General features: G+C 41.6%; 21 protein-coding genes. 11 read left to right on the top strand and 10 right to left on the bottom strand.

Annotated elements, in window-relative coordinates; genetic code table 11:
• The first annotated feature begins 286 nt into the window (after window positions 1–286).
• Window positions 287–1,402, top strand: coding sequence for a non-hydrolyzing UDP-N-acetylglucosamine 2-epimerase (gene wecB, locus RMY31_RS29670; RefSeq protein ID WP_322663963.1), 1,116 nt, complete (start codon window positions 287–289; stop codon window positions 1,400–1,402).
• A 228-nt stretch (window positions 1,403–1,630) separates the two neighbouring features.
• Here the strand turns inward: wecB and RMY31_RS29665 are convergent, their stop codons facing one another.
• From RMY31_RS29665 to hemC, 4 genes are all read right to left on the bottom strand, one after another.
• Complete coding sequence (locus tag RMY31_RS29665) at window positions 1,631–2,473, bottom strand: SGNH/GDSL hydrolase family protein (RefSeq protein ID WP_409878814.1); 843 nt, start codon at window positions 2,471–2,473, stop codon at window positions 1,631–1,633.
• A gap of 484 nt (window positions 2,474–2,957) precedes the next feature.
• Complete coding sequence (locus tag RMY31_RS29660) at window positions 2,958–3,881, bottom strand: M23 family metallopeptidase (protein WP_322663967.1); 924 nt, start codon at window positions 3,879–3,881, stop codon at window positions 2,958–2,960.
• Window positions 3,882–4,056: 175 nt separating this feature from the next.
• Window positions 4,057–5,481 (bottom strand): glycogen synthase GlgA, encoded by a 1,425-nt coding sequence (glgA, locus tag RMY31_RS29655; RefSeq protein ID WP_322663969.1) that lies wholly within the window; start codon window positions 5,479–5,481, stop codon window positions 4,057–4,059.
• 224 nt (window positions 5,482–5,705) lie between these two features.
• On the bottom strand, window positions 5,706–6,677 hold the full coding sequence (gene hemC, locus RMY31_RS29650; RefSeq protein ID WP_322663971.1) for a hydroxymethylbilane synthase: 972 nt from the start codon (window positions 6,675–6,677) through the stop codon (window positions 5,706–5,708).
• Window positions 6,678–6,685: 8 nt separating this feature from the next.
• Between hemC and RMY31_RS29645 the strand changes: the two genes are divergently transcribed.
• Window positions 6,686–6,889: a hypothetical protein gene (locus RMY31_RS29645; protein ID WP_409878811.1), complete on the top strand. Its 204-nt coding sequence runs from the start codon at window positions 6,686–6,688 to the stop codon at window positions 6,887–6,889.
• A gap of 250 nt (window positions 6,890–7,139) precedes the next feature.
• Here the strand turns inward: RMY31_RS29645 and RMY31_RS29640 are convergent, their stop codons facing one another.
• Window positions 7,140–7,544 (bottom strand): lysozyme inhibitor LprI family protein, encoded by a 405-nt coding sequence (locus RMY31_RS29640; protein ID WP_322663973.1) that lies wholly within the window; start codon window positions 7,542–7,544, stop codon window positions 7,140–7,142.
• A 195-nt stretch (window positions 7,545–7,739) separates the two neighbouring features.
• Here RMY31_RS29640 and RMY31_RS29635 point away from each other — a divergent pair, with 195 nt between their 5' ends.
• Window positions 7,740–8,711, top strand: coding sequence for a YegS/Rv2252/BmrU family lipid kinase (locus RMY31_RS29635; RefSeq protein ID WP_322663975.1), 972 nt, complete (start codon window positions 7,740–7,742; stop codon window positions 8,709–8,711).
• Window positions 8,712–8,832: 121 nt separating this feature from the next.
• Window positions 8,833–10,428 (top strand): metallophosphoesterase, encoded by a 1,596-nt coding sequence (locus RMY31_RS29630; protein ID WP_322663977.1) that lies wholly within the window; start codon window positions 8,833–8,835, stop codon window positions 10,426–10,428.
• An 86-nt stretch (window positions 10,429–10,514) separates the two neighbouring features.
• Here RMY31_RS29630 and RMY31_RS29625 read toward each other — a convergent pair whose 3' ends face one another.
• From RMY31_RS29625 to RMY31_RS29605, 5 genes are all read right to left on the bottom strand, one after another.
• Complete coding sequence (locus RMY31_RS29625; RefSeq protein WP_322663980.1) at window positions 10,515–12,755, bottom strand: cation:proton antiporter; 2,241 nt, start codon at window positions 12,753–12,755, stop codon at window positions 10,515–10,517.
• A 399-nt stretch (window positions 12,756–13,154) separates the two neighbouring features.
• Complete coding sequence (locus tag RMY31_RS29620) at window positions 13,155–13,562, bottom strand: hypothetical protein (RefSeq protein ID WP_322663982.1); 408 nt, start codon at window positions 13,560–13,562, stop codon at window positions 13,155–13,157.
• Between the two features lie 456 nt (window positions 13,563–14,018).
• Window positions 14,019–14,456 carry a CAAD domain-containing protein gene (locus RMY31_RS29615; RefSeq protein ID WP_322663984.1) on the bottom strand — a complete coding sequence of 146 codons (438 nt, stop codon included), beginning with the start codon at window positions 14,454–14,456 and terminating at the stop codon, window positions 14,019–14,021.
• 216 nt (window positions 14,457–14,672) lie between these two features.
• The gene (locus RMY31_RS29610; RefSeq protein ID WP_322664008.1) at window positions 14,673–15,146 is read right to left on the bottom strand and encodes a BON domain-containing protein; all 474 of its coding nucleotides are present in this window, start codon (window positions 15,144–15,146) and stop codon (window positions 14,673–14,675) included.
• A gap of 134 nt (window positions 15,147–15,280) precedes the next feature.
• The gene (locus RMY31_RS29605; RefSeq protein ID WP_322663986.1) at window positions 15,281–16,876 is read right to left on the bottom strand and encodes a general stress protein; all 1,596 of its coding nucleotides are present in this window, start codon (window positions 16,874–16,876) and stop codon (window positions 15,281–15,283) included.
• 750 nt (window positions 16,877–17,626) lie between these two features.
• Between RMY31_RS29605 and RMY31_RS29600 the strand changes: the two genes are divergently transcribed.
• The 7 genes from RMY31_RS29600 (at window position 17,627) to RMY31_RS29570 (ending at window position 26,378) form a co-directional block, all read left to right on the top strand.
• Window positions 17,627–20,767 carry an MFS transporter gene (locus RMY31_RS29600; RefSeq protein WP_322663988.1) on the top strand — a complete coding sequence of 1,047 codons (3,141 nt, stop codon included), beginning with the start codon at window positions 17,627–17,629 and terminating at the stop codon, window positions 20,765–20,767.
• A gap of 423 nt (window positions 20,768–21,190) precedes the next feature.
• Window positions 21,191–22,147, top strand: a complete 957-nt coding sequence (gene modA / locus RMY31_RS29595; protein ID WP_322663990.1) for a molybdate ABC transporter substrate-binding protein — start codon at window positions 21,191–21,193, stop codon at window positions 22,145–22,147.
• A 143-nt stretch (window positions 22,148–22,290) separates the two neighbouring features.
• Window positions 22,291–22,959, top strand: coding sequence for a PEP-CTERM sorting domain-containing protein (locus RMY31_RS29590; protein ID WP_322663992.1), 669 nt, complete (start codon window positions 22,291–22,293; stop codon window positions 22,957–22,959).
• A gap of 262 nt (window positions 22,960–23,221) precedes the next feature.
• Window positions 23,222–23,950 carry a PEP-CTERM sorting domain-containing protein gene (locus RMY31_RS29585; RefSeq protein WP_322663994.1) on the top strand — a complete coding sequence of 243 codons (729 nt, stop codon included), beginning with the start codon at window positions 23,222–23,224 and terminating at the stop codon, window positions 23,948–23,950.
• A gap of 622 nt (window positions 23,951–24,572) precedes the next feature.
• Window positions 24,573–24,719, top strand: a complete 147-nt coding sequence (locus RMY31_RS29580) for a hypothetical protein (protein ID WP_322663996.1) — start codon at window positions 24,573–24,575, stop codon at window positions 24,717–24,719.
• 109 nt (window positions 24,720–24,828) lie between these two features.
• Window positions 24,829–25,599 (top strand): pentapeptide repeat-containing protein, encoded by a 771-nt coding sequence (locus RMY31_RS29575; protein WP_322664002.1) that lies wholly within the window; start codon window positions 24,829–24,831, stop codon window positions 25,597–25,599.
• A 158-nt stretch (window positions 25,600–25,757) separates the two neighbouring features.
• Window positions 25,758–26,378: a TenA family protein gene (locus RMY31_RS29570; RefSeq protein WP_322664004.1), complete on the top strand. Its 621-nt coding sequence runs from the start codon at window positions 25,758–25,760 to the stop codon at window positions 26,376–26,378.
• The last annotated feature ends 160 nt before the right edge of the window (window positions 26,379–26,538 follow it).

Genomic DNA, 26,538 nt, shown 5'->3' with positions numbered 1-26,538 from the left:
TTTCATGCTCAACTAAGGGTATAAGGGGGTAAGGGTGTATAGGTAAAAGAAATGATGTTATGAGCGTTAGTTTTTATAAACATTATTCATTGCTTGGTTAAAAACCAGTTTTTGTAATCATTATTTATTGTTTGATTAAAAACCTACACTTTTCAGCCCTTTATTCCACCTACACCCTTGCACCCCTACACTCCTACACCCAGTTTTGGTCAGTTGTCAGTTGTCAGTTGTTGTTTGTACATTTGTAACGATTGACTAATGACTCTTGACCATTGACTATTAACTAATGACTAATCAAAAGCGAGTTTACATTATCTTGGGTACGCGTCCGGAAGCAATTAAATTAGCTCCGGTGATTCAAGTTTTTCAAAAATCTCTAGAGTTTGAGTTGCAAGTAATTTTAACTGGACAACACCGCGAGATGGTTGAGCAAGTGATGCAGTTGTTCGACCTGAAAGCAGATTACGATCTAGAGATTATGCAGCCTCAGCAATCGTTAAGCGATGTTACTTGTCGGAGTTTGCGAGGCTTAGAAGCCTTATTCCAAAAGAGTAAGCCAGACTTAGTAATAGTACAGGGAGATACTACTACAGCTTTTGGGGCAGCTTTAGCAGCTTTTTATCAAAAAATCCCTGTAGGTCATGTAGAAGCAGGATTAAGAACAGATGATTTATTTAATCCTTATCCAGAAGAAGCCAATCGGCGATTGATTTCTCAAATTACTCAGTTGCATTTTGCACCAACTACTTTGGCTGTGGAAAACTTGCAGCGTTCTGGTGTGTTGGGAGAAATTCATCTGACGGGTAACACGGTAATTGATGCATTGCTGAATGTGGCTGCAACCCAACCAGCTTGTGATATACCAGGCTTAAACTGGGATGAGTATCGCACCTTGTTAGTAACAGTCCATCGGCGGGAGAATTGGGGAGAACCATTACAAGCGATCGCGCTGGGATTTTTGCAAATATTAGATAAGTTTCCCGATACAGCTTTACTTTTACCATTACACCGCAACCCAACAGTAAGAGAACCTTTACAAGCGCTTTTGGGAGAGCATCCGCGAATTTTTTTAACAGAACCTTTAGACTATGCAGAATTGGTCGGTGCGATTGGGCGATCGCATTTTTTGCTGACTGACTCAGGTGGTTTGCAAGAAGAAGCACCTAGCCTAGGAAAACCAGTCTTAGTTCTCAGAGAGACAACAGAAAGACCAGAAGCCGTTGCTGCGGGTACGGCTAAGCTTGTAGGAACCACAAGCGAGAATATCGCTGCATCTGCGGCTGAGTTGCTGAGTAATCCTAAGGCCTATGAAGCAATGGCTAATGCAATTAATCCTTTTGGGGATGGTCATGCAGCAGAGCGAATATTGCAGATTGTCAAGAACTATTTAGGGCTGTCTTAAGTAAGTCGGCGTAAATATTTATCGTTAAGACAAGGCAGAAGGGAAGAGGGTTTGAGTTAACTTTACTTATCGTTACATAGTTCGGTTTATTTGCGCCTTTCTACTTAAATGCGACTTCAACAAGATTCCCGACTTATCAAACAAGTCGGGAATCTAAGCCTTTCATTTTCAAAAATTAAATAGATTGCGGTAGAGCGATCGCAGAGTTTTCTCAGTTTTAAGTAAAAGCTATAAAGTGGTTTCTGGAATCAATATTGAACGAGAATGAATCATCCTTGCCTCTTGAATCGCTGAAAAAGCATTTTCTCCTACGATCCGATGAGCCGCAGTCGTGGGATGAATGCCATCCCAAAACAAAAACTGGTCTGGATTACCACAGATGCCAGAACCAGACAGGCAAGGACTGATGACATTTGTAAAACCAAACGCTGCCGGATTTGCGATCGCATCTCGATATAAACTGTTAGCATCTAAAGTCGCAATCTGAAGCTTGGAATCTTGTTGAGTCAATACTTTGAGTGAGCGCCTTAAACCTTGATTATGTGCTTGTGTTAATGCACTTAGGCTCACAGAATTCGTAGTGGTTCTCGTCGCAGGTAACTGTCCTAAATCTGGTAAATTGGCTACCAAAATCTTTTTAGCACCTACATCTGTGAGTAAGTTGATTGCATTTATCACATTTTTCACTGGAACAGTTGCACTGCTTACTCCCTGCAAATAATCATTTGCCCCTGCCCACAACACACATAAAGCATTTGAATTTATCTTTTGATGTGTTTGTGTAAACGATTGCACTTGGTTAAATAAGCTAGGTACATAACTGTTACCAATGCTGCCAGTGGTTGCTCCTCCGTAAGCAAAATTGTTAGTTTGTTTAGCGGACAGATGTAAGCGATCGCTAAGGTACTCAATCCAAATTCGACCATTCGAGTAACGTCCCTGAAAGTAAGTAGGATTAGGTGGATATATTCCTCCTGTCATGCGGAATACCATACCTACATCTGAAAGACTGTCCCCGAATATATATACTTCTGTCAGAGGATAAGGTTTATCTATAAATTTTGTCTGCATAACCACGATCAAAATTAAAAAAGCCAGCCTTGTTGTTAAAAACCAATTTTTTCTCGGCATTAAGCCTTTCTGTGAACCTTAAAGGCTACAGTTTTTACTGTAAGTCTTGAAACTAATTACAAATTTTGTTGATGGTTAACGTTGTGACTAAAGATCGAGCTTGCAATTGGCACTTCTCTAGGCTAACAAGCGGTTCTTGAGGGCTGCTGAGTGAAACCGAATACTCATAGTGTGGATTTTGCCAATTGTCTTCAGCACCTTAGCTTATCCGGTAGTGTGCGGAATGCCACATGCTAGTTTTTCTGTATTTTAGAGTACAAATATCATAGAGCGTTTTCACTGGTAGCAGAATAAAAAAATCATAAAATTAGTGAATTTTTAAACAAAAGCGATCGCACGGTTGAGCATGAAGATTGCCATGCGATCGCAAATATCAAGAATGCAATATTTCAACTATCTTAGGTAATAAATAAACTCAATTTAACTATCGATTTAAAGTATAAAAATTATCAGTTCTAATCTGACTTCCATTACGCCATACTTCCACTCTTTCAGGGCTGACTAAGTAGGAAAAACTACCATTATCTGCTTGATATCTATCTCTGCTAATATTCCTTGCAGGAAGCTTTACAGGCTTGTTTGGGTCTTGCTTTAACTGCCCAATATAAAATAATCGACCATTTTCGTTACAGACTTTTACATGAACGCTTGCTGTCTCACCTTCAATAACTGTCAAACCACTGCATCCACTATTAGTGCTAATAGGTGCAAAACCTACTGGAATTGGTTGCAAAGGAGATACTTGCTGTGCTGTTGGAAGTATCGAGGCTTGACGACTTGAGTCACTCACTTGATGATTTCTAGAAGTAGAAGCAGTTACCTTCTGTGGTGGTATTTTGTTGGCAGTTGAGGATGCCAACAGACGAAGCGGGTCAACCGCTAGACGACCATCGGGATGAAATTCAAAATGTAGATGAGGTGCTGTACTATTGCCCGTAGATCCCATCTCGGCAATAATTTGTCCTTGACTAACCTGTTGACCTTTGCTTACCAACAAACGGCGATTGTGACCGTAAACTGTGATACTTCCATCAGCATCCTTAATATTTATGGCGTTGCCTAGTCCCCAGACATCCCAGCCAGCTTTGATAACTGTACCGGATGCCGCAGCCATAATAGGAGTTCCAGATGCACCAGCTATATCAATTCCTTCATGTTGATATTTACGGAAGCCCTGAGAAATAATTCCTTGAGTTGGCCAGATTAATTTAGCAGCAGGAATGGGAGTTTGTTGAATTGGGGAACTTTCTACTTGAGTTAAGGCAGATGTACTTGTACTTAGTAAACTAGCTAAGGATATTAAGCCAATTAAGCCATAAGTACGCTGTCGATTTGTAATTTTTTTCATAACTTGCAAGTCTATTTCAGTAATAATTTCAGATACTTTCTAGGGCAACAAGGCAATCACAATAAAAAACAGACGAGGGGAATAACAATTGACTATAAGCGATCGCCAATAAAAAAGCTCACGATTAGCTACGCTATCATGAGCCGCGATCAAAACTTTTAATCCAAAATTGGTATTACTGGTTCGTTAACACTAACTCTGGTTGTGGTACTTGTTCTTCTTCATCTGGCAAGCCAAAAATTGATCTGTATAACTTCACGTATTGCTTGGCAGATTGATACCAACTGAAGTCCTCACTCATACCACGTTTTTGTAATTCGTGCCATTGAGGTTTGAAACGGAAGCCTTCCCAAGCCCTAATCATACAGGTGAACAAATCCAGTGGCTCATAACGGTCAAAGCAATAACCAGTACCGATTTCGTTTATGGGGTCAAAATGTGATACTGTATCAACTAATCCACCTGTACGGCGGACAATGGGTACAGAACCGTAACGCAAAGCCATCATTTGGCTGATACCACAAGGTTCAAAACGACTAGGCATCAAGAAGGCATCAGTACCAGCATAGATGCGGCGAGATAGAGCATCGTTATAAAGTAGGTAAGTTGCCATGCGTCCGGGATAGCGGGATGCTAACTGCCACATTTGAGTTTCATAATAGCGATCGCCTGTCCCCAACAAGACAAATTGGGCATCTGTGTAAGCCATGAAGCGATCTAATATTTGCAATACTAAATCAATACCTTTTTGTTCTACTAAGCGAGTAACCATTCCAATTAAGAAGGCTTTGGAATTGACTTCTAATCCCACTTCTTCTTGCAGAGCAATTTTGTTAGCCTTGCGTTTCTCCAGAGTATTGCTGGTAAAGGTTTGGGCAATATATTTGTCATTTTCTGGGTCATAAACTTCGGTATCAATGCCGTTAATAATTCCAGATAACTTGCCGCTAATAAAAGACAGCAAACCTTCTATTGTTTCACCATAAGCAGCTGTCTTGATTTGCTCCGCATAGGTTGGAGAAACTGTATTCACCCTGTCAGCAAATTGCACTGCGGCTGCCATTGTGTTGTGTCCTTGCATATACCAAGGACACCAAGTAATTTTTTCCAAATACCAACGCCACGGCCCTTGATAAGCCAGATTATGAATGGTAAACACACTGGTAATATCTGGGTCTTGGTGCATCCACACGGGAATCATCCCCGTATGCCAATCGTGGCAATGGACAATTTCGGGCTTCCAGTAATTCCAGCAAAACTCTGCTGCACCATTTGCAAATAGGGTGAACCGCCAGTCTTCATCTTCTCCAGAATAAATGCGACGGGGTATGAAAGCAGGATGTCCAAATAAGTATAAGGGAACATCAGTACCAGGCAGAATGCTTTCGTAAACGGCAAAGTCCTGGAACATGGCATATCCCCTCCAGATAGGGTCTTTGGGAATCTCCATTTTGTCTGGCAGGAAGCCGTAGTAAGGTAGAAATATCCGCACATCGTGCCCCATTTGTCTGAGAATTTTGGGCAATGCTCCTACAACATCACCCATTCCTCCTACTTTCGCAACGGGAGCTGCCTCTGCTGCAACGAATAGAATCCGCATGGTAATTTTTGTTTCCCCGGTTCTGTCTACACAGTTGTCAGTGGTCAGTTGTCAGTTGTCAGCCAGTGCGGTGAATCTAGCACTGTAAGAGAATTTCCTGACCTGGATGACTGGCGTTAACGACAAAGAAAAGTCACCCGTAAGAGTCAGTTTTTCACTGCTTACTGAGTTACTGATTACTGCTCACTGATTACTTATCTAATCACATCAACTCACCCAATAACTTAAGAACCTCGCTGGATTTCGGTAAAAATCTCTTCTAAAATTTCCTGCGCTCCCTGTTGCCGCAACAGGTTCGCTAATTCTGTGCCTAAAGCTTCGGCGTTGTTGGCTTGCCCAGTGACAGTATCTTTTACTAATTTTTGACCATCCACGCTGGCAACTATACCTGTCAATGTTAAATTATCGCCATTGATTTCTGTATTTACACCAATAGGTACTTGACAACCGCCTTCGAGATCCCGTAAGAAAGCTCTTTCGGCGAGACAGCGATCGCGTGTTTCGGTATGTTCAATAGCTTTAAGTATGGAGATTAACTCAGTATCATCAGCACGGCATTCTATCCCTAATGCTCCTTGTCCAACAGCGTGGAGGGAAACTTCTTTGGATAGGACTTGATGAATGCGATCGCTCATTCCCAATCGCTCTAGCCCTGCTGCTGCTAAAATCAGAGCATCGTACTCGCCTGCATCCAATTTTGCTAATCGCGTATTTAAGTTTCCCCGTACATCTTTAAAAGTAAAGTGGGGGAACTGGTGACGTAACTGTGCTAATCGACGCAGAGAAGATGTTCCAATTACCGCACCTGCTGGCAGGGTATCAATTTGTTTATCTTTGTGCTTTTCATGCACCACTAGGGCATCTGCTGGGTTCTCCCGCTCAGTAATAGCTGCCAGTGCTAACCCTTCTGGTAAATTAGTCGGCAGATCCTTAAGGGAATGAACCGCAAAGTCAATCTCGTGGTTGAGCATTCCCACTTCGAGTTCTTTAGTAAATAGTCCCTTGTCGCCAATTTTGGCTAATGCTACATCCAGGATTTTGTCGCCTTGGGTAGACATGGTATGGACTTCAAAAGAGATATCAGGAAAGCTTTTTTGGAGTTGTTCTTGCACCCAGTAGGTTTGAACTAGAGCAAGTTGACTTTTACGAGAACCAATACGAATTGTGCGGACGGCACTGGAAATAACTGAAGTCATAAAACAATATGTCAAACCAGGCGATATATTCACTCTCATCTAGACTACCGCAGTGGGTGACCCATACTAATTTTGGATTTGAGATTTTGGATTTGGGATTTTGGATTCAAAAGCTTTCCTACAAAGCTTTTTTAGGAATCTTAAACAATATTACCTATTCCATTCCGACATCATTCGGATGGCGATCGCTTAGTTTTCAGTCAAATTTATGATTATTTTTATTTACATTTATTTACATTAATGTAAATTTTTAACTCCTCACTCATGTGTGGACGAAGGCAGTATCCTGCGGGAACGCTCTTGAAAACACCCTTGTACAGACGCGATGCCAGTCGCTACAACGGATAGCGAAGCGGTAGCGAGTCTTCTCCCAAGGGGAGACGCTACGCTTTCCGAGCGTCGGGAACCTCCGCACAGCGCTGGCTCATTAATCGCGTCTGTACTCCACACTCAGCACTCGTATTAAGGGTCGGATTGGAGATATTCCTGTAATTGTTGGGTACGCTGTTTTGCAGTCTTTTCCAAGCAACCGAAATAAATAGTAGGAGCAATACTTCCTCCCTCATACTCACTTTTTTCAAACTCGCAACTGGTATCTCGAAACTTAATCCATGCTAGCTGTGCAGCAATCAGTTTCTGTTTTCTAGAGCGATCTAACTTTGGTAGCAATTGTTGATAAGCTTGATTTAATTTTTTATCAGCACTTTGATAGGACAACTGAGTGCATCTATTGATATCTGATTGAGTTTTAGCATTATTGCAGTCTAACTTTTGAGCTAAACGCGTTGTACTTGCTACGATCGCAGTATGAATATCCAAACTGCTGAAAGTTACCATACTGATAAAAAAGAGTAATAACTGACGCATAGCAAAATTCCTTATGTAAGTATAGGCAAACGATACTAGAACATCAGGCATTGTTATTATGCCCAGATCGCATCTTGTAAGATTTCCTCCCTTTTCCTTCTTTAAGCATATCTATCGTTAGATAGAAGTAATAATTTTACTTCTATGCTGAGAATAATTTGCTATTTTATTGATAAAAGCTGAAGTTTTGATTTTATGAATCGTTCCGCCTGCCTTATATTTAATCCAGTTGCGGGTCAAGGTGACCCAGAACAAGAACTGATACAGATTCGGACACTACTAGAATCGGAAATTGACTTGGATATTTACGTAACAACCGAAGAAATCGGCGCCGATCAGCTGGCGCGGGCAGCGGTAGAACGGGGTGTAGATGCGATTATCGCTTCAGGGGGAGATGGTACACTGTCAGCAGCAGCAACAGCAGTAGTGGATACTGATATTCCCTTTGGCATTATTTCTCGGGGAACGGCAAACGCTTTTGCCACAGCTTTAAGAATTCCAGATACTATCGAAGCAGCTTGTCAGACAATTTTGCAGGGATTAACCAAAAATGTAGATGTAGCTTATTGTAATGGTCAGCCGATGGTACTGCTAGCAGGTATTGGCTTTGAAGCTGAAACTGTGGAAAAGGCAGACCGAGAAGCGAAGAAACGCTTTGGAATTATGGCGTATATCTTGGCAGGAATTCAGCAATTACGTGAATTAGAGAGCTTTGATGTCGAGATTGAAACTGAAGACAAGATAATTAAAACTACTGCCTCAGCGGTAACAGTGGCAAATGCTGCACCTCCCACTTCAGTATTAGCTCAAGGCCCAGCAGGTATCGTTTATGATGATGGATTATTAGATTTAACAATAGTAGCTCCAGCTAATAAAGCTGGTGCGATCGCTGCCACATATCACCTGTTTCAAACGGCTTCTTCAGGCAGTGCAGCCGAAAGAGATGACATTGGTTATCTGCGAACCAAACAAGTTAAAATCACGACTGACCCACCGCAAAAGGTTGTTCTGGATGGCGAGATGGTAGGCACAACACCAATTGAAGTTATATGCATACCAGAAGGCTTGAAGATTTTTGTGCCATCAGTAGAAGAAATTGAGCTAGCGGAAAAACTAGAGGGACTGCCAAATTTGGTTGTTGAACTGAAGAATCCAGTAGGGGAGTAAGAGAACTGGGGGAGCAGAAGGACAGGGGGGAATAACACTAACCACTGACCAATTACCAATTACCAATCCCCAATTACTACTGACAACTGACAACTGACAACTGACTCAGGAGTAAGTCGCTTTGAAACTTGTTTCCGATCCGGCGATCGCTAAAAAAATTCGTAAAATGCAGCAGCGGGTAAGGTGGCAAGACCCGTTAATTTTGGAAAAGAACATTGACCAAACTCGGTTAGTACTCGACGATGGTCGCGCAGATGATGAGGAATTTTCATTTTTGGTTGTGGGTGATAGTGGTTCTGGAAAACACCGAGGGCATAATCCCCAACGAAAGGTTGCTGAACTGATGCTGCCCCATCATCATGAATGCCGTTTTATGCTGCACACAGGTGATGTTATCTATCTAGTGGGGTCGAGTGAGTACTATCAGCAGAACTTTATCCAGCCCTACCGTGAGTTTATCTTGGGTGGAGACTATCCCGAAAGCATTGCTTACGATGAGATGGTTTTCACCTTGCCCATTCTACCCGTACCGGGAAATCACGATTATTACGACTTGCCGATTCTCTTGAGCTTGGCATCTCTAACGACATTTCCCATCCGTCAGTTGTTGCGATCGCGCTTAGACTTGGATGTAGGCTTGCATGGTTCGGGAAAGGGTGACGCATACGCACGGGCATTTCTAGACTACCTGAAAGCGTATCAATTTCCAGGTGATTTAGCCCAGCATTTAGATAGATACTATACTGCTAAGACAAACACTGGTCGCTGTCTTTCCTATCAACCCGGGCATTTTACCCGCCTGCCAAATCGCTACTATACTTTTCGCTACGGTGGTATTGACTTTTTTGCCCTAGATTCTAATACATTTAACGATCCGCCACCGCTACCTGCAACCAGAGAAGGTGATGCTGACCGGAAATTATTGCAGCAACGTCGTCAGGATTTAGAAAGGGAGAAGATGCAAATAATTGAAACCTCAGCAAATCTAAATCCCGATAATCCCATTGAAGCCGACCAACTAGACGACTTACACGCCAAGCTGTCACAAATTGAGGAAATTATTGTTGATATTGACAAGCAGCTAGCCACTGACAAAACAATGCTGACTGATATCGAACAACTGGACTGGTTGAAGCAGAGATTAATTGAATCCTGGAATACCAAAGAAGTTCGAGGCAGGGTAATTTATTTTCACCATCCTCCCTATGTAACAGAAGCGACAAAGTGGGAACAAGCACAAACTTTGGCAATTCGCAGTCGCTTGCGTGGCGTACTAGATGCAGTAGCAGAAGCGCTAGGTTCATTAACCCAAGAGCGTCCCTTAGTTGATTTGATATTAAACGGTCACGCTCATTGCTTAGAATATCTTCAAACTTTGGATACCGGACACGCCGATTCTCATCTCCACTGGATTGTTTGTGGTGGTAGTGGGTTTAGCTTGCGACGGCAGAGAACGGAAGGAGCAGATTTAGTAGAAACCCTTAGCGATGCTAGTAAAGAAAATAGATTAGTAGCGCGATCGCATCTTTTTGTCGGTCGCAACGGTCAAGGTTCCCAAAAGAAACGACCCTACTCAGGTCTTCGCATTGATGTTCAAGGCGATGGCTTCGCCAACGCCAAGGGCGAACGCTATCCTAAGTTTGTTGTCCGTCCCTTAATAGCCGAATGGCATCAGCGGCAGTGGCATAATTACGAAATTGAACCCTTTAAGATTTAGGCGGGATTAGGGGCAATGGGGACTGGAGGACACGGAGACACGGAGAATAACTCCTGCCTTCTGCCTCCTGCCCCCTGCCTCCTGCCTCAATTACTCGGTATAGTAATCACGGCGACGGGACAGTGTGCTTTGTTGAGGATGGCATCAGCGCGGTGACCAAAGAATACCCGACCTGAGAATGTTTGAATACTGCTGCCTAGAACAATCAAATCTACTTGCATACTGCGAGCATATTTGAGAACCTCAAACTCTGGAATTCCTGCAAGAATCTGAGTTTTGACTTCAGCGCCAAGTCCTCGCCCCACTTCAGCTTGCTGATGTACAATCTGTTGGGCAATCTCTGTTACTGAATGTATTGTCTGCTCCTCAAACAAAATATATTCCCGCTGAGTCCGGTTGACGACATTAACTAAAGTGACAATTGCCCCAGTTTGAGCAGCGATTGAACTAGCGACCTCAACCGCATATTGACTGTAATCGCTACGGCTAGTGGGTACTAAAATATGACCGAGTTTGTGATAGCCAGTTGATTGCTGCCCTGTAGGAGATAAATTTGATTTGACTACCATTGTGGCGCAAGGAGCTTCTTGAACCACCCGATCTACTAGCAAATTGAATAAAGAACCCTTGGAACGCTGAGTTCCTGTTGCACCTAAGACAATCAGGTCATAGCCTTTGTTGGCTTCTTTAAGAATCACTTCAGCCTTGTTTTGTCCTGACTCAACTTTGGTTTGCAATGGTGAGGTAGCTGGGAGATCCATTTCTTGTGCCACAGCAGTAATAGCGGTTTCTGCTGTAGTATCTTTCACAGCAGTTATTGATTTCCGTGTAGGCTTTTTATCGCTTTGGGCAAACAAAGCAGTCACTTCTAGCGGATTTTGCTGTGCCAGATGGCTGACTAATTGGGCAGCTAACCTGACATTCGGCCCTCCTTGGGTGGGTACAAGTACTCGGCGGATACGCTTGATAAAGCTGCGGCTTGCCAGTTCTTCTTGCTCTAGACGTTGAGCTTCTTCTGTACCGATTGACACCTTAGACAGTGACCAGCGCAGCAAGGGCGGTGCCATCAAGGAAGTGACGATCGCTACCATCACAATAATCGAGTACATCGGCGGATTCAGCACCCCTAAAGAAACCCCAATGGTGGCAACGATAATTTCCATCGCGCCTCTGGCGTTCATCCCCGATCCCATTGCAATTCCTTCCCAGTGACTCAAGCCACCGACACGCGAACCTATATAGGCTCCAGTAAATTTACCAAAACAAGCGATCGCCAGCACCACTACGCCAATTACAAACGTCTGGGGTACCAGCAGTTGTACTAAGTCTACCTTCAATCCCGCTGTGGCAAAGAAGATAGGAGCCAAAAACCCAGCGGTGATTAGTTCCAGAGTTAGCCCTGCTTCTCGACTAAAACGCGGCGATTGCCCAGCCAAAATCCCTGTGACAAAAGCTCCTAGCGCGGCTTCAATTCCCAAGTTGTGGGTAAAGGCTGCGGCACTCAATGCCAGTACTAATAAAGCCGACAAACTAGCTGTCGGCCCGCCAATATAATCATCTACCCAGCGTAACACCCTAGCCATCACTGTTCGCCCTAGGGTAAAGGCAATTCCCAAAAACAGTACTGCGCCTCCAATTGACCTAAATACTGTTTGGAAATCAAATTTACCGCTGGTCGCCAACCCAGACACTACTGAAAGAAGAATCCAGCCAAGGGTGTCATCAGTCATGCCAGCCGCCAGGGCAACCTGGCCAATGTCCCTGCGAATCAACCTCAAGTCCATCAACACCTTGGCAAGTACCGGTACTGCCGAGATACTCATGGCTGTGGCAATAAACAAACTGAAAATTAATCGTTCGTCAGGGTTTGCCAGAAAACTCTCTGGCAGAAACCAGCCTAGCCCCAATCCAGTGGCGAAAGGAATGATAATACCACCCAAGGAAATGAGTAGCGCTGTTTTGCCTTTACGAACAATTAAGTTGAGGTCTGTCTCTAGTCCAGTCACAATTAGTAAAAACAGCACTCCCAACCAAGAGACAACCGAAAGCAGGTTAGATTGTTCCTGACTTTTAGGAAAAATATGCTGCTGTAGGTTTGGCAGAATCCATCCGAACACCGATGGCCCTAGCAGCACCCCCGCCAGTAATTCACCGACTACCGGAGGCAGCTGGATTCGACGCATTAACTCGCCTAAACCTCTAGCGACCAGAAGCAACAAAGCCAACTCCAGCAATACTAGAAGTAATTCATGATGACCAAGGGGCTTGATCAGGCCTTTGTTGGGTAATGCATCAGCTGCAAATAAAGGGTTGAGCAGTAAATTCATGGTTTTGACGAAAATTCCTGATGATGTGGCACTTGCGCTTGTCCCTTGGGATTTTGAGCCGCAGCATATTACAGAACTCAGACAGGCTGAGTGAAGATAGTCCTGCTATTTTCAGAATAATGATATAACAGAGGCGATCGCATCAGGCTTGTTCAGAGTGTATTTGGTAACACAGCTATGTTTAAGAGCAGAAAATAAGTACATTTATCCATAGAAAAGCGATGACGGGAATTATATTCCCAATCATCGCTGTTACAGTACCATCATCAACTTCAGAGAATCGTTCAAGGGGATTAGTATTGAAAAGGCAAATGATGATTTTCTTTTGACTATTTTAAACCCCATTAATCTTCACTATGGTGGGGAAGAATTCGCCGCAATTTCTTAAAAGAATTAAGACTAAACTATTCCTGGACCTCTACCACGCTTGTCACCTCGTTCTGTCAATTCACCTTCTTTATCTTCATTGACTTCTACGAGTTCCTCAATCCGGTTTTCAGTATCCTCTGACGCTTCTTGTTGTGCATCGCCTGGTACTTCATAGTACATTTCCGGCTCAACTGCGTAGTTGTTCAACAAACCTTCTTTGTCTACCGTATAGCCATCTGTGGTGTGTATGCTCCCTGCTTCTGTTTGGTCATCGGTAGATGCATTTGCCTCTCTTTCTTCTGTAGGAAGTGTTTTATATAATTCTCCTTCTCTTTCTTTACGAGCAGCAGTTTCAGCAGGTACAATTCCTCTATCGTATGTATCAACTTCAGCTCGCTCGGATGAGTCTACACCTTTTTTAAATGATTCATTAGCCATAAATTATGTCCTCGTTAAAGAATCGTTGATAACTTTGAGAACTAGATTAGGCTGTTATTCTTGAGAAAGAAACTATCTGGAGAAGTGATTTTAAGTAAAAAAATCACGATTTTTTCTATCTTTTGGTATAATTTTTAATAAATTTTTATCAGATATGATGTAGTGCTAAGATTTTATGCACGATTAGCTAGTGTAATTTTTCTATATGTGTTGAATTTTAAAATTTGGATTAACTGAACTAACCTACTTATTATCCTCAAGTACTACTTAATTTTGACAAAAACATAAAAATTTGGGTAGGTCATACCCACCCTACAAAAGACTCATTAATGGTATTACTTGCTTAATTAGCACTAATACAACAGCGCTGTGAAAAATCTCATTGAACTGCGTCAAAAAACAAAACAAAGCTTTTTTGATTTTTGATTCTGTACAGCGCCACTAGCTTACTAGTTTTTAAACTTCTTCGCCTATAAATTGTTGTTTCAGTGATTTAATTTCCTGGTTTAATTCTTGACGATTTGAAGAATTGAGAAGATAACGGAAAACAAACCAAGTTGTATAACTAATTCCAATCAACTCAAAAATTGGTGCTAATAAGGGAATACCATTTATCGCATCTAGAACTGCAAGCACTACTCTAGTTGTAATAATCGCAGCCAAAATTAGAGATACAGTAATCAAAGATTGCTTGTTTGTCTCAAAAAAATTACCTAAATATTCAGGCAATTGCTCGAAAAACTCAGACGTTTTTCGGCTAATTCGCTGCCATTGGGTTTCAGGTTCACTAGCAGGTGGTAGCTTGGGCAAGTTTTGATTATCTGCACTTTCTAGGGCTAACATACCTTCTGGTGTAGAAGTATTAAGGGATTCTAACTGCTGTTTAGTTTCCATTGTTTTTATATCTTGGTAATCACAATAGTTCTGATAAATAAATTGAGATAAATAAACACACTTAGAATCAATATACAACAATCGTGAATTTTTATTTATAGGATAGCAGCTGTACTAGTTGTTATTAGCGAATATTTTTGGGAAAGTTCTGAGTGCAGGTTTACGACCATCAGAACTTTCCGCAAAATTTCAAATTAACTAATTAGCCAAAATTGATTATGGTTTATTTTCGTTAGTTGGCTGAGCAACAGTTGCTTTCACAACAACATTTTTGACACCTTTAATTTCCTTAGATAAAGGTTCAATTTTAGCCAATTGTTGCTGATTAGTTACAGTTCCTCCTACTGTAACTGTTCCATCTTTTGCTGCATCAACTGTTAGTTGACCATTGGGGATATTAGCTTCTAACTTAGAACGAACTTCGCTTGCTAGGTCGCCTTTGGCTCTATCTGTATCTCCGCCTGTAACATTACTCCGCTGTTCGCGGGCACGAATATCCTCATTTAATTGTCTTCTGCGAACTTCACTCTGAGCATCTTGTTGAGCAGCTTCTGTTGCTTTTACATTTGGTGCTTGTGCAGCTTCGTTAGAATTATTAGGCGCAGACTCACTTGTTTTAGATGGATTTTCACAAGCAGCAGCACCAAAAACTAGAAGGCAACTAATTAAGAAAGGAGTTAGCTTTTGCATATGTTTAATGAATTCTCGATCGCCAAGTAAAAGTTTTAGAATTTGTCGATGTTTGTAGTTGTGGTGAGGAGCAAGTTTTGAGGGTCTTGCTCCTACAATCAAAATGAATGGTTTTGACTAACAACTAACTTGCGTTAGATTTTTGGATCTCGGTGATCGACAATCACAACTGAAGGATCTTCTCGATCGCGTGTACCTGAGTAAATAGGTGTTCCGCGATCGGGGCTGTCAAAACCTTGGCGATGCTCCCTGTTTATATCATTAGCGTCATAGATGGCATATTCTTGAATGCCTCGACGTTTGAGAATTGCTTCGGCGTGGTCGATTTCAGTTTCCGTACCATCGACGATTACTAAATATTCGCCTTTTTGCAAGCGGTCATTATAAACTCGTGCCCGGTCTTCGGGAATGCCCAGACCAACAAGTCCGCCAACAATACCACCAGCTGCTGCACCTATAGCACCACCAGCTACGGTTGTCGCCAAAGCAGTTGCCACAGCACCACCCGCAATTACGGGGCCAATTCCAGGAATTGCTAAAGCGCCAAGCCCAACTAATAAGCCTCCTAAACCGCCTAATGCGCCGCCTGTAGCTGCTCCAGCTTTTGCCCCTTCGTCTGCTTTATTCCCTGTACCAACATTTCTATCTACACCAGTGGTGTGGTGACCGTTGGTATCTTTACCGATGAGCGAAACTTGAGTCATCGGAAAACCAGCATCTCGAAGGTCGCTTAGTGCTGCTTCCGCATCTCGGCGATGAGGAAATGTACCAATCGCCCGTTTTGTTTTGTGGGAAGGTGCGGTAATGCGATCGCTTGGGTTGTAAATTTGCCACTGTTGAATTCCATGGCGGCTGAGAATTGCCGCAGCACGTTGGATATCAACATCTGTGCCACTAACGGCAACAATGTAGTCCCCTTGATTAATCCGCTCATTGTAGAAGTGAGTGCGGGTATCTGGTAGTCCCCACCTCATAGCGTCAAAGCGATTGCTAACATTAACACCTACCAACGATTCTCGTTGCAAAGGTTCCCGATGAATTAAAGAGACTTGGCTCAAAGGAAAGCCTGCATTTCGCAAATCTTTGATTGCTGCTTCTGCATCTTGGAGGTGAGAAAAGTAACCTACGGCATGTTTGCTAGAAGTAACGTCCCGGTTTGTGAAATCGCCAGTTGGATATTCGCTATTTGGATGGTCATAAACGCCAAATTCTTCGACACTATGTCTATTGAAAATTGCTTCCGCTGTCGCAATCTCTGCATCTGTGCCATCTACGATGACTAGATAGTGTCCTCGTTCAACTCGTTCGTTGTAAACTCTGGCTCGCTCTTCAGGTATTCCTAAACCAATCAACGCTCCAACTAGACTACCCGCTGCTGCACCAATACCTGCACCAGCCAAAGTTGTAGCTAGAGTAGTTGCTGCTGCTCCTGCAAGCATGATTGGTCCAATTCCTGGAATAGCTAAGGTGCCAAGACCAACTAATAAGCCAGTCAAACCACCCAAAACACCACCAGAAACTGCCCCTACTGTTGCACCTTCGTCAGCTTTATCACCAACCCGTTCCTGCACTGGAGTGCCAGCAATATCATCTCTGCTGTCTGTATCTCTCGCAATAACAGAAACATTATCCATTGAAAAACCGGATTTTCTCAATTCATGCAGTGCCTTTTCAGCATCCCCGCGATTAGAAAAAACACCTATAGCACGTTTTCTTACACCTACTACCATTACTTCTCCTCCAACAAAAACATAATCAATCTATTCAAAAAATATATTGATGTCATTGCTTCAAGTAAAGCAAATTCTTATCTATTTATCATCAATCGTATGGCAGAATTATTATCTCTATCATTGGATATAGGTATTTTTAGACTAACATTTAAAGTCAAAGTAAATGAGTTATTTAAAATATCACTCTTGACTTTTATACTTGTGTGAATAACATAATCTCACTGGAGGATGAATTTTTTACTATAGCAATGGTGTTCGAGTTACGATAACTACAATTTACAGATTTAGTCAATATAATCAATAAAAAATGATATGGATTTCATAAATAAGATGTATTGCTTTTTTATTTTTATAAAACTATTAGAATTTCTTCGGTAAACTATATTTTTTAAGTTTACAACAAGGCGTAAATGAAAGTTTTGTAAATTGTCTGTGTTTTCTAGACAGAGGATCTGGACAGAAATTATTAATTAGTTTATCTATGTTTTAAATTAATAATAGATATTTGATTAAAATTACATTATAAATGTATATAAAAAGCTTTTTTATTGCAGTCGATTATTATCGCATTACACCACCAGAAGTAGTATTTACCTATCTAATTAGTAAGATGAAAACCTAACTGGTGTTCAATGGACTTAATACCTAAGAAGGTGTAAACCAAGATAACTGTTATTTAGACTGAGAAAGAAGACATAGCCTAATATCAATGGGTATTTCATCCATCAAGCAAGAAGGAAAAATACTATGTTACAAAAGTTTGAAAATATTTTGTTATCGCTCAGTTTACCCTTTGGAATAGCACCTATCAATCAAGTGCCAGAGGTTCTGACCCCAGAAGAAGGATCTCTTGTATTTTCTAGTTCTAAATTTTTAGTGGCGCTATTAGCTGGTACTTTGATGGCATTTGCCTTTCAATTCCTATTAACTAACTTTTCAGTTGCTGTAGGAATTTCATCCTGGGGAAATGACTCATATCCCGATAATGATTCAGAAACTTGGGGCGGAACAGTTCGCAAAATTGAAGCTAAAGTTGGTTCTTGGGCGCTAGTAACCGCTACTATTGCTTTATTCAGTGCTTGTTTTCTGGCAGTAAAACTTACCGTCATTGAAAGTGCAATTTTAGGAGCAATTATCGGTATTGTCATTTGGTCTACTTATTTCTCATTAGTAGTTTGGTTGGGTTCATCAGCAGCAGGCTCCTTAATTAGTTCTATTATTAGCACTACCACTTCTGGCTTACAAAGTTTGATGGGTGTAGCCACTACTGGCATCAGCACTAGTGCTGCAAGACAACAAATTGTTTCTACTGCTGAAGATGTTACAGCCGCAGTGCGACGGGAGTTAACTTCAGGTTTTACCCCAGAAAGTATTAGTAATACGCTACAAAGTTCCTTAGCTTCTCTGCCTAAGCCTCAGCTAAATTTAGATGAAATTCGCCGTCAATTTGACAAGATTTTGAGTGATGTAGATTTACAAGCGATTGCCGATAACAATCTGCTACAAAATATTAATCGCCAGACATTTGTTGATTTAGTCAGCAATCGGACAAATTTATCAAAAGACAATATTAATCAAATCGCTGACCAATTAGAAGATGCTTGGAAAGGAGTTGTATCTCGCCAAAATCCAACAGAGCGAGTAATTAATTTGCTCAAGTCTGCTACACCTGAGGAATTAAACTCAGAAAACTTAAGCGAACGGCTTCAGCAATTGGTTGGAACCAGAAAAAATGGCAATGGTAGCAATGGTGTCATGAAGCAAGCTATTCAGTATGGTGTGAGTGCTGCTGTACCACTAGTGCTGGATAGAGTAAACGTCTCAGATATCGATGTCGGAAAAATTACGAATCAACTGCAAAAGTTGAAAGAGAACGTTCAAGATATAGATATCGAAAAAATTACCCATGAACTGCAAAAGTTTGCAGATAAAACCAGCGAACAAATATCTCAAAGGGTGCCACAACAAACCTCAAATACTATCAAAGCAGATGTAGAAGACTACATACTGAATTCTTTACCTTGGCATTTCAATCGTATAACCATCAGAGATGAATTTCAAGAAGTTATTTATGACCCAAATGCTGACCCCGCAAGCATAGAACAGGAATTGCAAGAACTTAACCAAGAGTATTTTGTTAACTTGCTGACGCAGCGAGGCGATATCAGCGAAGCTTTGGTAAAAGAAATCAGTCAGCAGATGGAAACTATCCGCCAAGAAGTTTTAGAACTCGTACAACAAGCACAAGCACGAGAAAAAAGTCAAGACTTCCGCATCCGCATTGAAAATTATCTGCGTGCGACAGGAAAAGAACAACTCAATCCAGAAGCGATTCAGCAAGACTTTGCCAAGTTGTTAGAAGAGCAAGAAGCTAGTTTTGCAGATTTACAAGCTCACTTTTCCCAAATAGACCGCGACACTCTTGTACAAGTACTTCAGCAACGTCAAGATATCAGTGAAGAAGAAGCTAATAACATTATTGGTCAACTCGAAAGCACTCGCGATCGCGTCTTGAATCGTGCTAAAGAATTACAAGAACAAGCAACAACTAAAGCTAACGAACTGCGGCAAAGGCTAGAAGAATATCTGCAAAATACTAATAAAGAAGAATTGAATCCCGAAGCTATCAAACGCGAGTTCAGAGTTTTACTAGAAGATCCACAAGCAGGAATTAGCCTGCTGCGATCGCGCCTTTCACAATTTGACAGAGATACACTAGTGCAGTTGCTTTCTGGGCGGCAAGATTTGAGCGAAGAGCAAGTAAATCAAATCCTTGATACTCTAGAATCGGTACGAGATAGTATTTTGCAAGCACCGCAAGCAGTAGCGCAGCAAGCAAAAGAACAATACGAGCAAACTACAAAAGCACTCGCTGAGTATCTCCGTAACACCAACCTGGAAGAACTCAACCCAGAAGGTATCAAGCAAGATTTGCAAAGATTGCTGGTAGATCCAAAAGAAGGTGCTGCGGCGTTGCGCGATCGCTTGTCTCAGGTGGATCGAGAAACTTTAGTAAAACTTCTCAGCCAACGTGGCGACTTGAGTGAGGAGCAAGTTAATCAGATTATCGATCGGGTACAAGAGGCGATTCGTAGCATTGTAAGAGCGCCACAACGCTTAGTAAATCGTACCGCTGCACGAGTTGCTGACTTTGAAGCGAATCTCGAAAACTATCTGCGTCATACCAATAAAGAAGAACTCAATCCAGAAGGTATCAAGCGCGATTTGCAATTACTATTGCAAGATCCACGATTGGGAATTGGCAATTTGGGCGATCGCCTATCTAAAATCGACCGTTCTACACTTGTCTCACTATTGTCTCAACGCGAAGATATCTCAGAAGAAGAAGCCAACCAAATAGCAGATCGAATTGAATCTGTGCGTAACTCGATTGTTCAACAATTTCAGCAGATTCAGCAAAGATTGCAATCTGCGATCGATGGGATTTTTGGTAGAATTCGCGACTATCTCAATTCATTGGAGCGTCCAGAACTCAACTACGAAGGCATCAAACAAGACTTTGCTAAATTGTTTGACGATCCACAAGCGGGGTTTGAGGCATTGCGCGATCGCCTCAGTGAATTCGATCGCGACACCTTAGTGGCCGTCCTCAGTTCTCGTGAGGATATTTCCCAAGAAGATGCCAACCGTATTATCAACCAAATAGAAGCGGCACGGGATAGCGTACTGCAACGAACCGAACGCATCCAGCAAGAAGCGCAAAAACGCCTGAAAGCGATTCGCGAGCAAGCTAAAAAGCAAGCTGAAGAAACCAAGAGAACTGTTGCAAGAGCTGCTTGGTGGTTATTTGGGACAGCTTTAACATCTCTAGTAGCCAGTGCCATTGCCGGAGCGATCGCTGTTACAGGCATAGCTTTACCTGGGTAAGCTAGTTCTTTTACTAGGGAATTTCTAATAAAAAATAAGACGTTTCTCCGCCAAACTCTCTGAATCTCTCGTTTAATCAGCAATACCAAAAATACAAGTGACACTCAGTCATTGAAACTAAGTGTCACTTTCTTTTGGAACAGAGAGTCATAAGTTATGGTTTTTTATCTATACCAATAAAAGTAGTATTAATTTATATGGTTGGTATTTTATAGGTAAATTTTCTTGTTTTTGTAATTATTAATCGTACTAAGCAATTATTCAAAAACCTAATTATTAGGGTATTTAGGCATTTTTAGCGTTTTTGTCTTAAAGTCAGGGATTCTTGAAATACCAATTTTATAGGTAAAATATACCATTTTTTTTGGTATTGTTCTATCTAACGCCTACTTGGCGTAAGTAATCTCCCTGAGGTATTTCTTTGTGAACAAAAAAAGACTTATTACTTGGACAGCAGCGGCAGTGACTAGCTTGATAATTGCGATCGCTTTGCCGCTTTTAACCTTAATGCCTGGAGTAGCACAGACGGCTCCACCAACACCACAGTACACAACAACGGTAACATCAGGCAGTGCCACAGCTAATCTGAAAGTTTATGCTGCGGTTAGCTTACTAGAAGTGTTGACAGACCTGGAAAAAGCCTATAACAATAACGGCTCTACCACACCAAAGATCAACTTCACTAACAGCTTAGATTCTTCAGGTATTTTGTTACAAAATATTAACTATGCGCCAAACGAGACAGCAGGCATACCAGATGTTTTCATTTCTGCTGCTACATCCCAGATGACTAGCTTGCAGACCGCAGGAAAATTGGCTACGGGTTGGCCTCAAAATGTAGCTAAAAACAGACTAGTGTTGATTAAACCTAACACGCCAACCAGCCCAGCTCCGACCCCATCTAATGCTATCTCTGCCTTTAACACATTACTCAACGGCTCCGGTAGAAGCGGTATTAGAGGCATTGCTATAGGCGATCCCAGCATCGTTCCCGCAGGAGCATACGCTCAACAAGTTCTAACTAGTACTGGTACTGGTTGCGGAGGCGGTACTTATACAACACTCCTGAATAATTCAGCACCCAATAAGCTATTTTTTGCTACCAATGTCCGCAACGTTTTGAGTGCAGTTGAAACTAAAACTCTAAGTAGCAATGTCATTGATGCAGGTATAGTTTACTCAACCGATAAACAAGTTTCCACTCTGACAACCCTGGTAGCAACTTCCCCTTCAAGCTGCCTAACCACACCAATTGTATATCCAGAAGCTGTACTGACAAGAAGTACTAGTTCGACTGCTGCTAATTCTTTTGCTAACTTCATACGTACTAATTCAACAGCCCAAAGTGCCTTAACAAATCGTGGCTTCCTTCTTCCCTAACAAATATAGGCTTGCTTAGTTAAAGTGTGACACCTCTATTGATGTAGTGCTTGCAAAAAAATAGCTTTGCTCTTTTGAAGGTATTTACCGAGTATCTCCAACGGTTTGTTTACTAAACTCTTCCGCTAAACAGAATAAATCTCATGAAATCAGCTAGAAAATTCGGACTTTCTGTTTTTGCAATGACCAGTGCCTTGATGAGTACTGCTGTTATCACTAGCAGTTATATTCCCCAGGCACAAGCAGCAAATCTTGTTGTCAATGGAGATTTTACGGCAGACTCTTTATTAAATCCTACCGATATTACCCGCAATAATCCTTTCATTACAGGATGGTTTAATAGTGAGTTTGCCGATACTTACTACACTACTTACCTGGATAATTATACCGTTGATAATGCCGAAGATAAGTCTCTAAGTGTACGTTTTGGTGCTTCAACTGACTTTACTTATATTTCTCAGGATTTGAAGACTGTTGCTGGTCAGAAATATCAACTAAATTACTACTTAGCAAACATAGATGAGGAGAACCTGAATGAATTTGAGACATACGTAGGCGGACAATTACTCGATCGGAAAATTAATGTTCCCTTCCAAGGTTTCACACCATATACATACGATTTTGTAGCAACATCAGACCTGACACAGTTAAAGTTTGCGAGCAAGCAAGGTAAGGCTTGGTACAACCTAGATAATGTGAGTGTCACCGCTGCTGTACCTGAACCATCAATTCTTGGCGGAATCGCTGTTATAGGATTAATGGGAATCAGGCTCAAAAAAAAGCATTTAGCTAGTTATCTAAAGTCAAACTGATAGTCTCACAGTTTAAGCATCTGTACTATTTGAGAGATAGATTACTCTTTTAAGGGCAGGTTTTCTATATTAAGTCTGAAGCACTTATCTTAGCATTCAGAAATTTTTATTACTGCCCCTTACTATCTTCTAATACTTGGCGATGTATCTGGCTGAATCAAGAGGACAAGAGTGCAATAAATATTGTAGCGATCGCAAATCTCCCTAACCTCTTTTTGTCAAAGAAAAATCATTGTTAATTGTGGAATGTTTGGAGTAAATTATGGTGGCGCAATTAGCTCAAAAATTTGGAATTGCTGTTTTTGGAATAACCAGTGTCTTTGTGAGTACTGCTGTGATTACAGGCAGTTATATTTCCAAAGCACAAGCAGCAAATGTAAATCTTGTGAAGAATGGAAGTTTTACAGTAGACTCCCTGTTAAATCCTAACGATCCCACTCGAAATAATCCTTTCATTACAGATTGGAAAAATAGTGAATCTGATGAAGAGTTCTATACTACTTACTTAGACAATTATACTGTTGATGACGCTGAGAATAATTCTCTGAGCGTACGTTTTGGTGCATCGGATGGCTTTACTCGTATCTCACAAATTCTCGATACAAAAAAGAATAAAGAATACCAATTGACTTACTACTTAGCAAACGTAGATGAGGATAACAATAATATCTTTCGCACATATGTAGATGGACAGTTAATTGATGAAAAAATCAATCTTCCTTTCCAAGGTTTCACAGAATATACATATAATTTTGTAGCAACATCAAAACACACAAAGTTAAAATTTGCTAGCCAACAAGGCTCTGCCTGGTACAACCTAGATAATGTCAGTGTCTTCCGTGTGCATGATGAGGATCGACAGAGAATTGCTCTAGCGAGTGTTGAGCCTGTACCTGAACCACCAATTACTGGTGGAATAGCAGTTTTAGGGTTGATGGCAATCTGGCTAAAGAAAAAGCGGTTAGCTATTAGTGTCAAGCCAAGCAGATAGTAATACTAACCCGCGCATCTGACCAAGCTCCTTTGGAGCGGGTGTAGGGGTGTAAGGGAAAGAATTAGTAGGACTTACGCATTCGCAACGAAAAACTAAGCTTTGCGATTACTTCGCTACCCTGCGGGTTCACCGTACTCCTACGAACAAGCAAGCTACGCGCTAGCGGCGACATAGGAGAAGGAGTAGGCTCGTAATGACCTAAAATCGTAGTCCGTGCCTAAGTACCGATCGGATTTAAAATCAAGCAACAAGCTTTTTCAATGGAGGAAAAGCTTCTTCCGTACACCCTTGCACCCCCACACCCCTACACCCAGTCTTTGCACTTGGATTTCACCTTTTCTTAGTGCCATTCCACTTTCACACCCTACCCCCTTACACCCAACGCAAAGCGCTTTGACTGGAAAAATCCTCTAATACCCATTCTCCTAAACTTGTACTTAATAATACTCAATATTTACACTTTGGCTTATGCACTACTATGTGTGATAAGTGTCACTTAAAAATCAGATGTAAATCACTGACTGGCTATTCGGTTATCACTTAGTGTTTTCTTAAATAAATTATACTAATAAAAAACTAATTTTAACTTATTATTCAGTACTTGTGGGGAGTCACTATTATGCTGGAAAAACTTTGGCTGGCAGTTATTTTAACATTTGCTCTGAGCTTGTTTACAGAAATTAGTTGGTCTTCTCCGACCTGGATAACTGGCAAAATGAACTTGCATAACCAAGAAGTTTTTACCCTAACTCAGCTTCACAAGTAATATAGGTAACTACAGAGGGCAAAATACTCAGATTACTCATATCATAGGCTGGAGTATAAATTTGTTAGCCAAGCTTTGATGTTGAGTTAAAAAGATTACAAAACTGAGTATGAAAAGCCCAATTCTAGCCATAGCCACATTTTTAACTACGATCGGCATGACAGCGATCGCTCAAGCAGCGAATACTGAACAAGTTAAACAGTTATTGACAACCAAAAAATGTGAAAACTGTGACCTGACAGGCGCGGGTTTAGTAATGGCTGACTTATCTGGAGCCAATTTAAGCGGTGCTAATCTTACAGGTGCTAACCTCAGTCGTGCCAATTTGAGTGGCGCTGATTTAAGGGGAGCAAACTTGAGCGGTGCTGGTCTATTTGGCGTTAACTTGAGTGAAGCTAAGTTGAGTGGGGCAAATCTAGCAGGTGCTGACTTGCGAAATACCTATCTAACAAATGCAGAATTTAATAGTGCTTACCTCAATGGTGCTAACTTTCAAGGTGCAATTGGTATACCATTGCAAATTGCCCAACCAGAAGATTTTTATGCTTGGGGTGTAGCAGAGGCGCAAAAAGGTAACAAACAGCAAGCAATTAATTATTTCACGCAAGCGATCGCTGCTAAACCCGAATATGCAGGCGCTTACTTTGCTCGTGGTGTTGCTCGTTATCAAATCTTCGATCGCCAAGGTGCATTTCAAGATGCCCAAATGGCAGAAAAACTGTTTACATCCCAAAATAATAGTTCTGGTATACAAACAACTCAAGCTTTTATCAAAGAACTGCAAACACCCTATACTGAAAAAGTAACTACTGGTAAACCTAGCTTTTTCGACTTTTTAGGAAGTCTGAGTTCAGTCTTACTGCAATTTCTACCTTTTTAAGTTTTGTTAGTTATTATTCGTCGGTAGTCATCAGTTGTTGCTAGTTTTCCACTAAGCACTGATATCATATCCAGTTGAAGACTTATCATTATGGCTAACCCAAAAACGTGGAGAGATTTTAATGATAAGGATTATCCGACCCGATCGCTCGCTGACAAATGACTCTATCTACTCAATTATGGGCAGCAAATCAAGATTTAGCACAAGCTTGCTTGCAGCATCGTTTTGTGCGAGGCATTGCTGACGGCACCCTTGAGCGGGAAAAGTTTGCTTACTATGTGGGGCAAGATGCTTTCTTCTTGCAAGCCTTTGCCCGTGCCTACAGCATAGCCGCTGCTAAAGCACCAGACTGGCTAGGGTTTACTACATTTCACCATCTAGCTGCTGGAGTTTTGGAAGAACTGCGGTTACATGAAGGCTATGCTACCCAGTGGGGAGTCAATTTGCACTCCGTGGAAGTTGGAGTTGCCACCCGCCGTTACACTGATTTTCTACTAGCTACTGCTTGGGGTGGAGATGTGGGTTTAACAGCTGCGGCGATGTCTCCCTGTATGCGTCTTTATGCGTTTTTGGGGGAACAGTTGGCTCTTAATGGCATACCCGATCATCAATATACTGATTGGATTCGTACTTACAGCAGTGCAGATTTTCAGCCACTGGCACAACAATTAGAAAGTTTGGTTAACAATTACGCTACGGACAATAGTTTAATTAACTCTACTTATCGTTATGCCATGTTTTGTGAGCGCGACTTTTTCCAAGCAGCATGGACGGAATAATAGTTACAGAAGATAATCTCTCAATACGGTTCGGTTAAGCTCAAAACCAGGTAGACTGAGGGTTGTCACCCAAGTGTACTAATGTTGAATGCAACTCAAAGAATTCTTACTAATTTCACCAGTAATTGAATCAGGTACAGTACTCAAAGCTTTAGAAACA

It is taken from the genome of Dendronalium sp. ChiSLP03b (assembly GCF_034531165.2).
Taxonomy (GTDB): Bacteria; Cyanobacteriota; Cyanobacteriia; order Cyanobacteriales; family Nostocaceae; genus Dendronalium; species Dendronalium minutum.
Note: the sequence above shows the minus strand (reverse complement) of the source record. Positions and strands in the feature narration are given on the sequence as shown.

Excerpts from the sequence above, each read along its gene's own strand:
- wecB (WP_322663963.1), top strand. The coding sequence starts at position 287 with ATGACTAATCAAAAGCGAGTTTACATTATCTTGGGTACGCGTCCGGAA.
- RMY31_RS29665 (WP_409878814.1), bottom strand. The coding sequence starts at position 2,473 with ATGCAGACAAAATTTATAGATAAACCTTATCCTCTGACAGAAGTATAT.
- RMY31_RS29660 (WP_322663967.1), bottom strand. The coding sequence starts at position 3,881 with ATGAAAAAAATTACAAATCGACAGCGTACTTATGGCTTAATTGGCTTA.
- glgA (WP_322663969.1), bottom strand. The coding sequence starts at position 5,481 with ATGCGGATTCTATTCGTTGCAGCAGAGGCAGCTCCCGTTGCGAAAGTA.
- hemC (WP_322663971.1), bottom strand. The coding sequence starts at position 6,677 with ATGACTTCAGTTATTTCCAGTGCCGTCCGCACAATTCGTATTGGTTCT.
- RMY31_RS29645 (WP_409878811.1), top strand. The coding sequence starts at position 6,686 with ATGTCAAACCAGGCGATATATTCACTCTCATCTAGACTACCGCAGTGG.
- RMY31_RS29640 (WP_322663973.1), bottom strand. The coding sequence starts at position 7,544 with ATGCGTCAGTTATTACTCTTTTTTATCAGTATGGTAACTTTCAGCAGT.
- RMY31_RS29635 (WP_322663975.1), top strand. The coding sequence starts at position 7,740 with ATGAATCGTTCCGCCTGCCTTATATTTAATCCAGTTGCGGGTCAAGGT.
- RMY31_RS29625 (WP_322663980.1), bottom strand. The coding sequence starts at position 12,755 with ATGAATTTACTGCTCAACCCTTTATTTGCAGCTGATGCATTACCCAAC.
- RMY31_RS29620 (WP_322663982.1), bottom strand. The coding sequence starts at position 13,562 with ATGGCTAATGAATCATTTAAAAAAGGTGTAGACTCATCCGAGCGAGCT.
- RMY31_RS29615 (WP_322663984.1), bottom strand. The coding sequence starts at position 14,456 with ATGGAAACTAAACAGCAGTTAGAATCCCTTAATACTTCTACACCAGAA.
- RMY31_RS29610 (WP_322664008.1), bottom strand. The coding sequence starts at position 15,146 with ATGCAAAAGCTAACTCCTTTCTTAATTAGTTGCCTTCTAGTTTTTGGT.
- RMY31_RS29605 (WP_322663986.1), bottom strand. The coding sequence starts at position 16,876 with ATGGTAGTAGGTGTAAGAAAACGTGCTATAGGTGTTTTTTCTAATCGC.
- RMY31_RS29600 (WP_322663988.1), top strand. The coding sequence starts at position 17,627 with ATGTTACAAAAGTTTGAAAATATTTTGTTATCGCTCAGTTTACCCTTT.
- RMY31_RS29590 (WP_322663992.1), top strand. The coding sequence starts at position 22,291 with ATGAAATCAGCTAGAAAATTCGGACTTTCTGTTTTTGCAATGACCAGT.
- RMY31_RS29585 (WP_322663994.1), top strand. The coding sequence starts at position 23,222 with ATGGTGGCGCAATTAGCTCAAAAATTTGGAATTGCTGTTTTTGGAATA.
- RMY31_RS29580 (WP_322663996.1), top strand. The coding sequence starts at position 24,573 with ATGCTGGAAAAACTTTGGCTGGCAGTTATTTTAACATTTGCTCTGAGC.
- RMY31_RS29575 (WP_322664002.1), top strand. The coding sequence starts at position 24,829 with ATGAAAAGCCCAATTCTAGCCATAGCCACATTTTTAACTACGATCGGC.
- RMY31_RS29570 (WP_322664004.1), top strand. The coding sequence starts at position 25,758 with ATGACTCTATCTACTCAATTATGGGCAGCAAATCAAGATTTAGCACAA.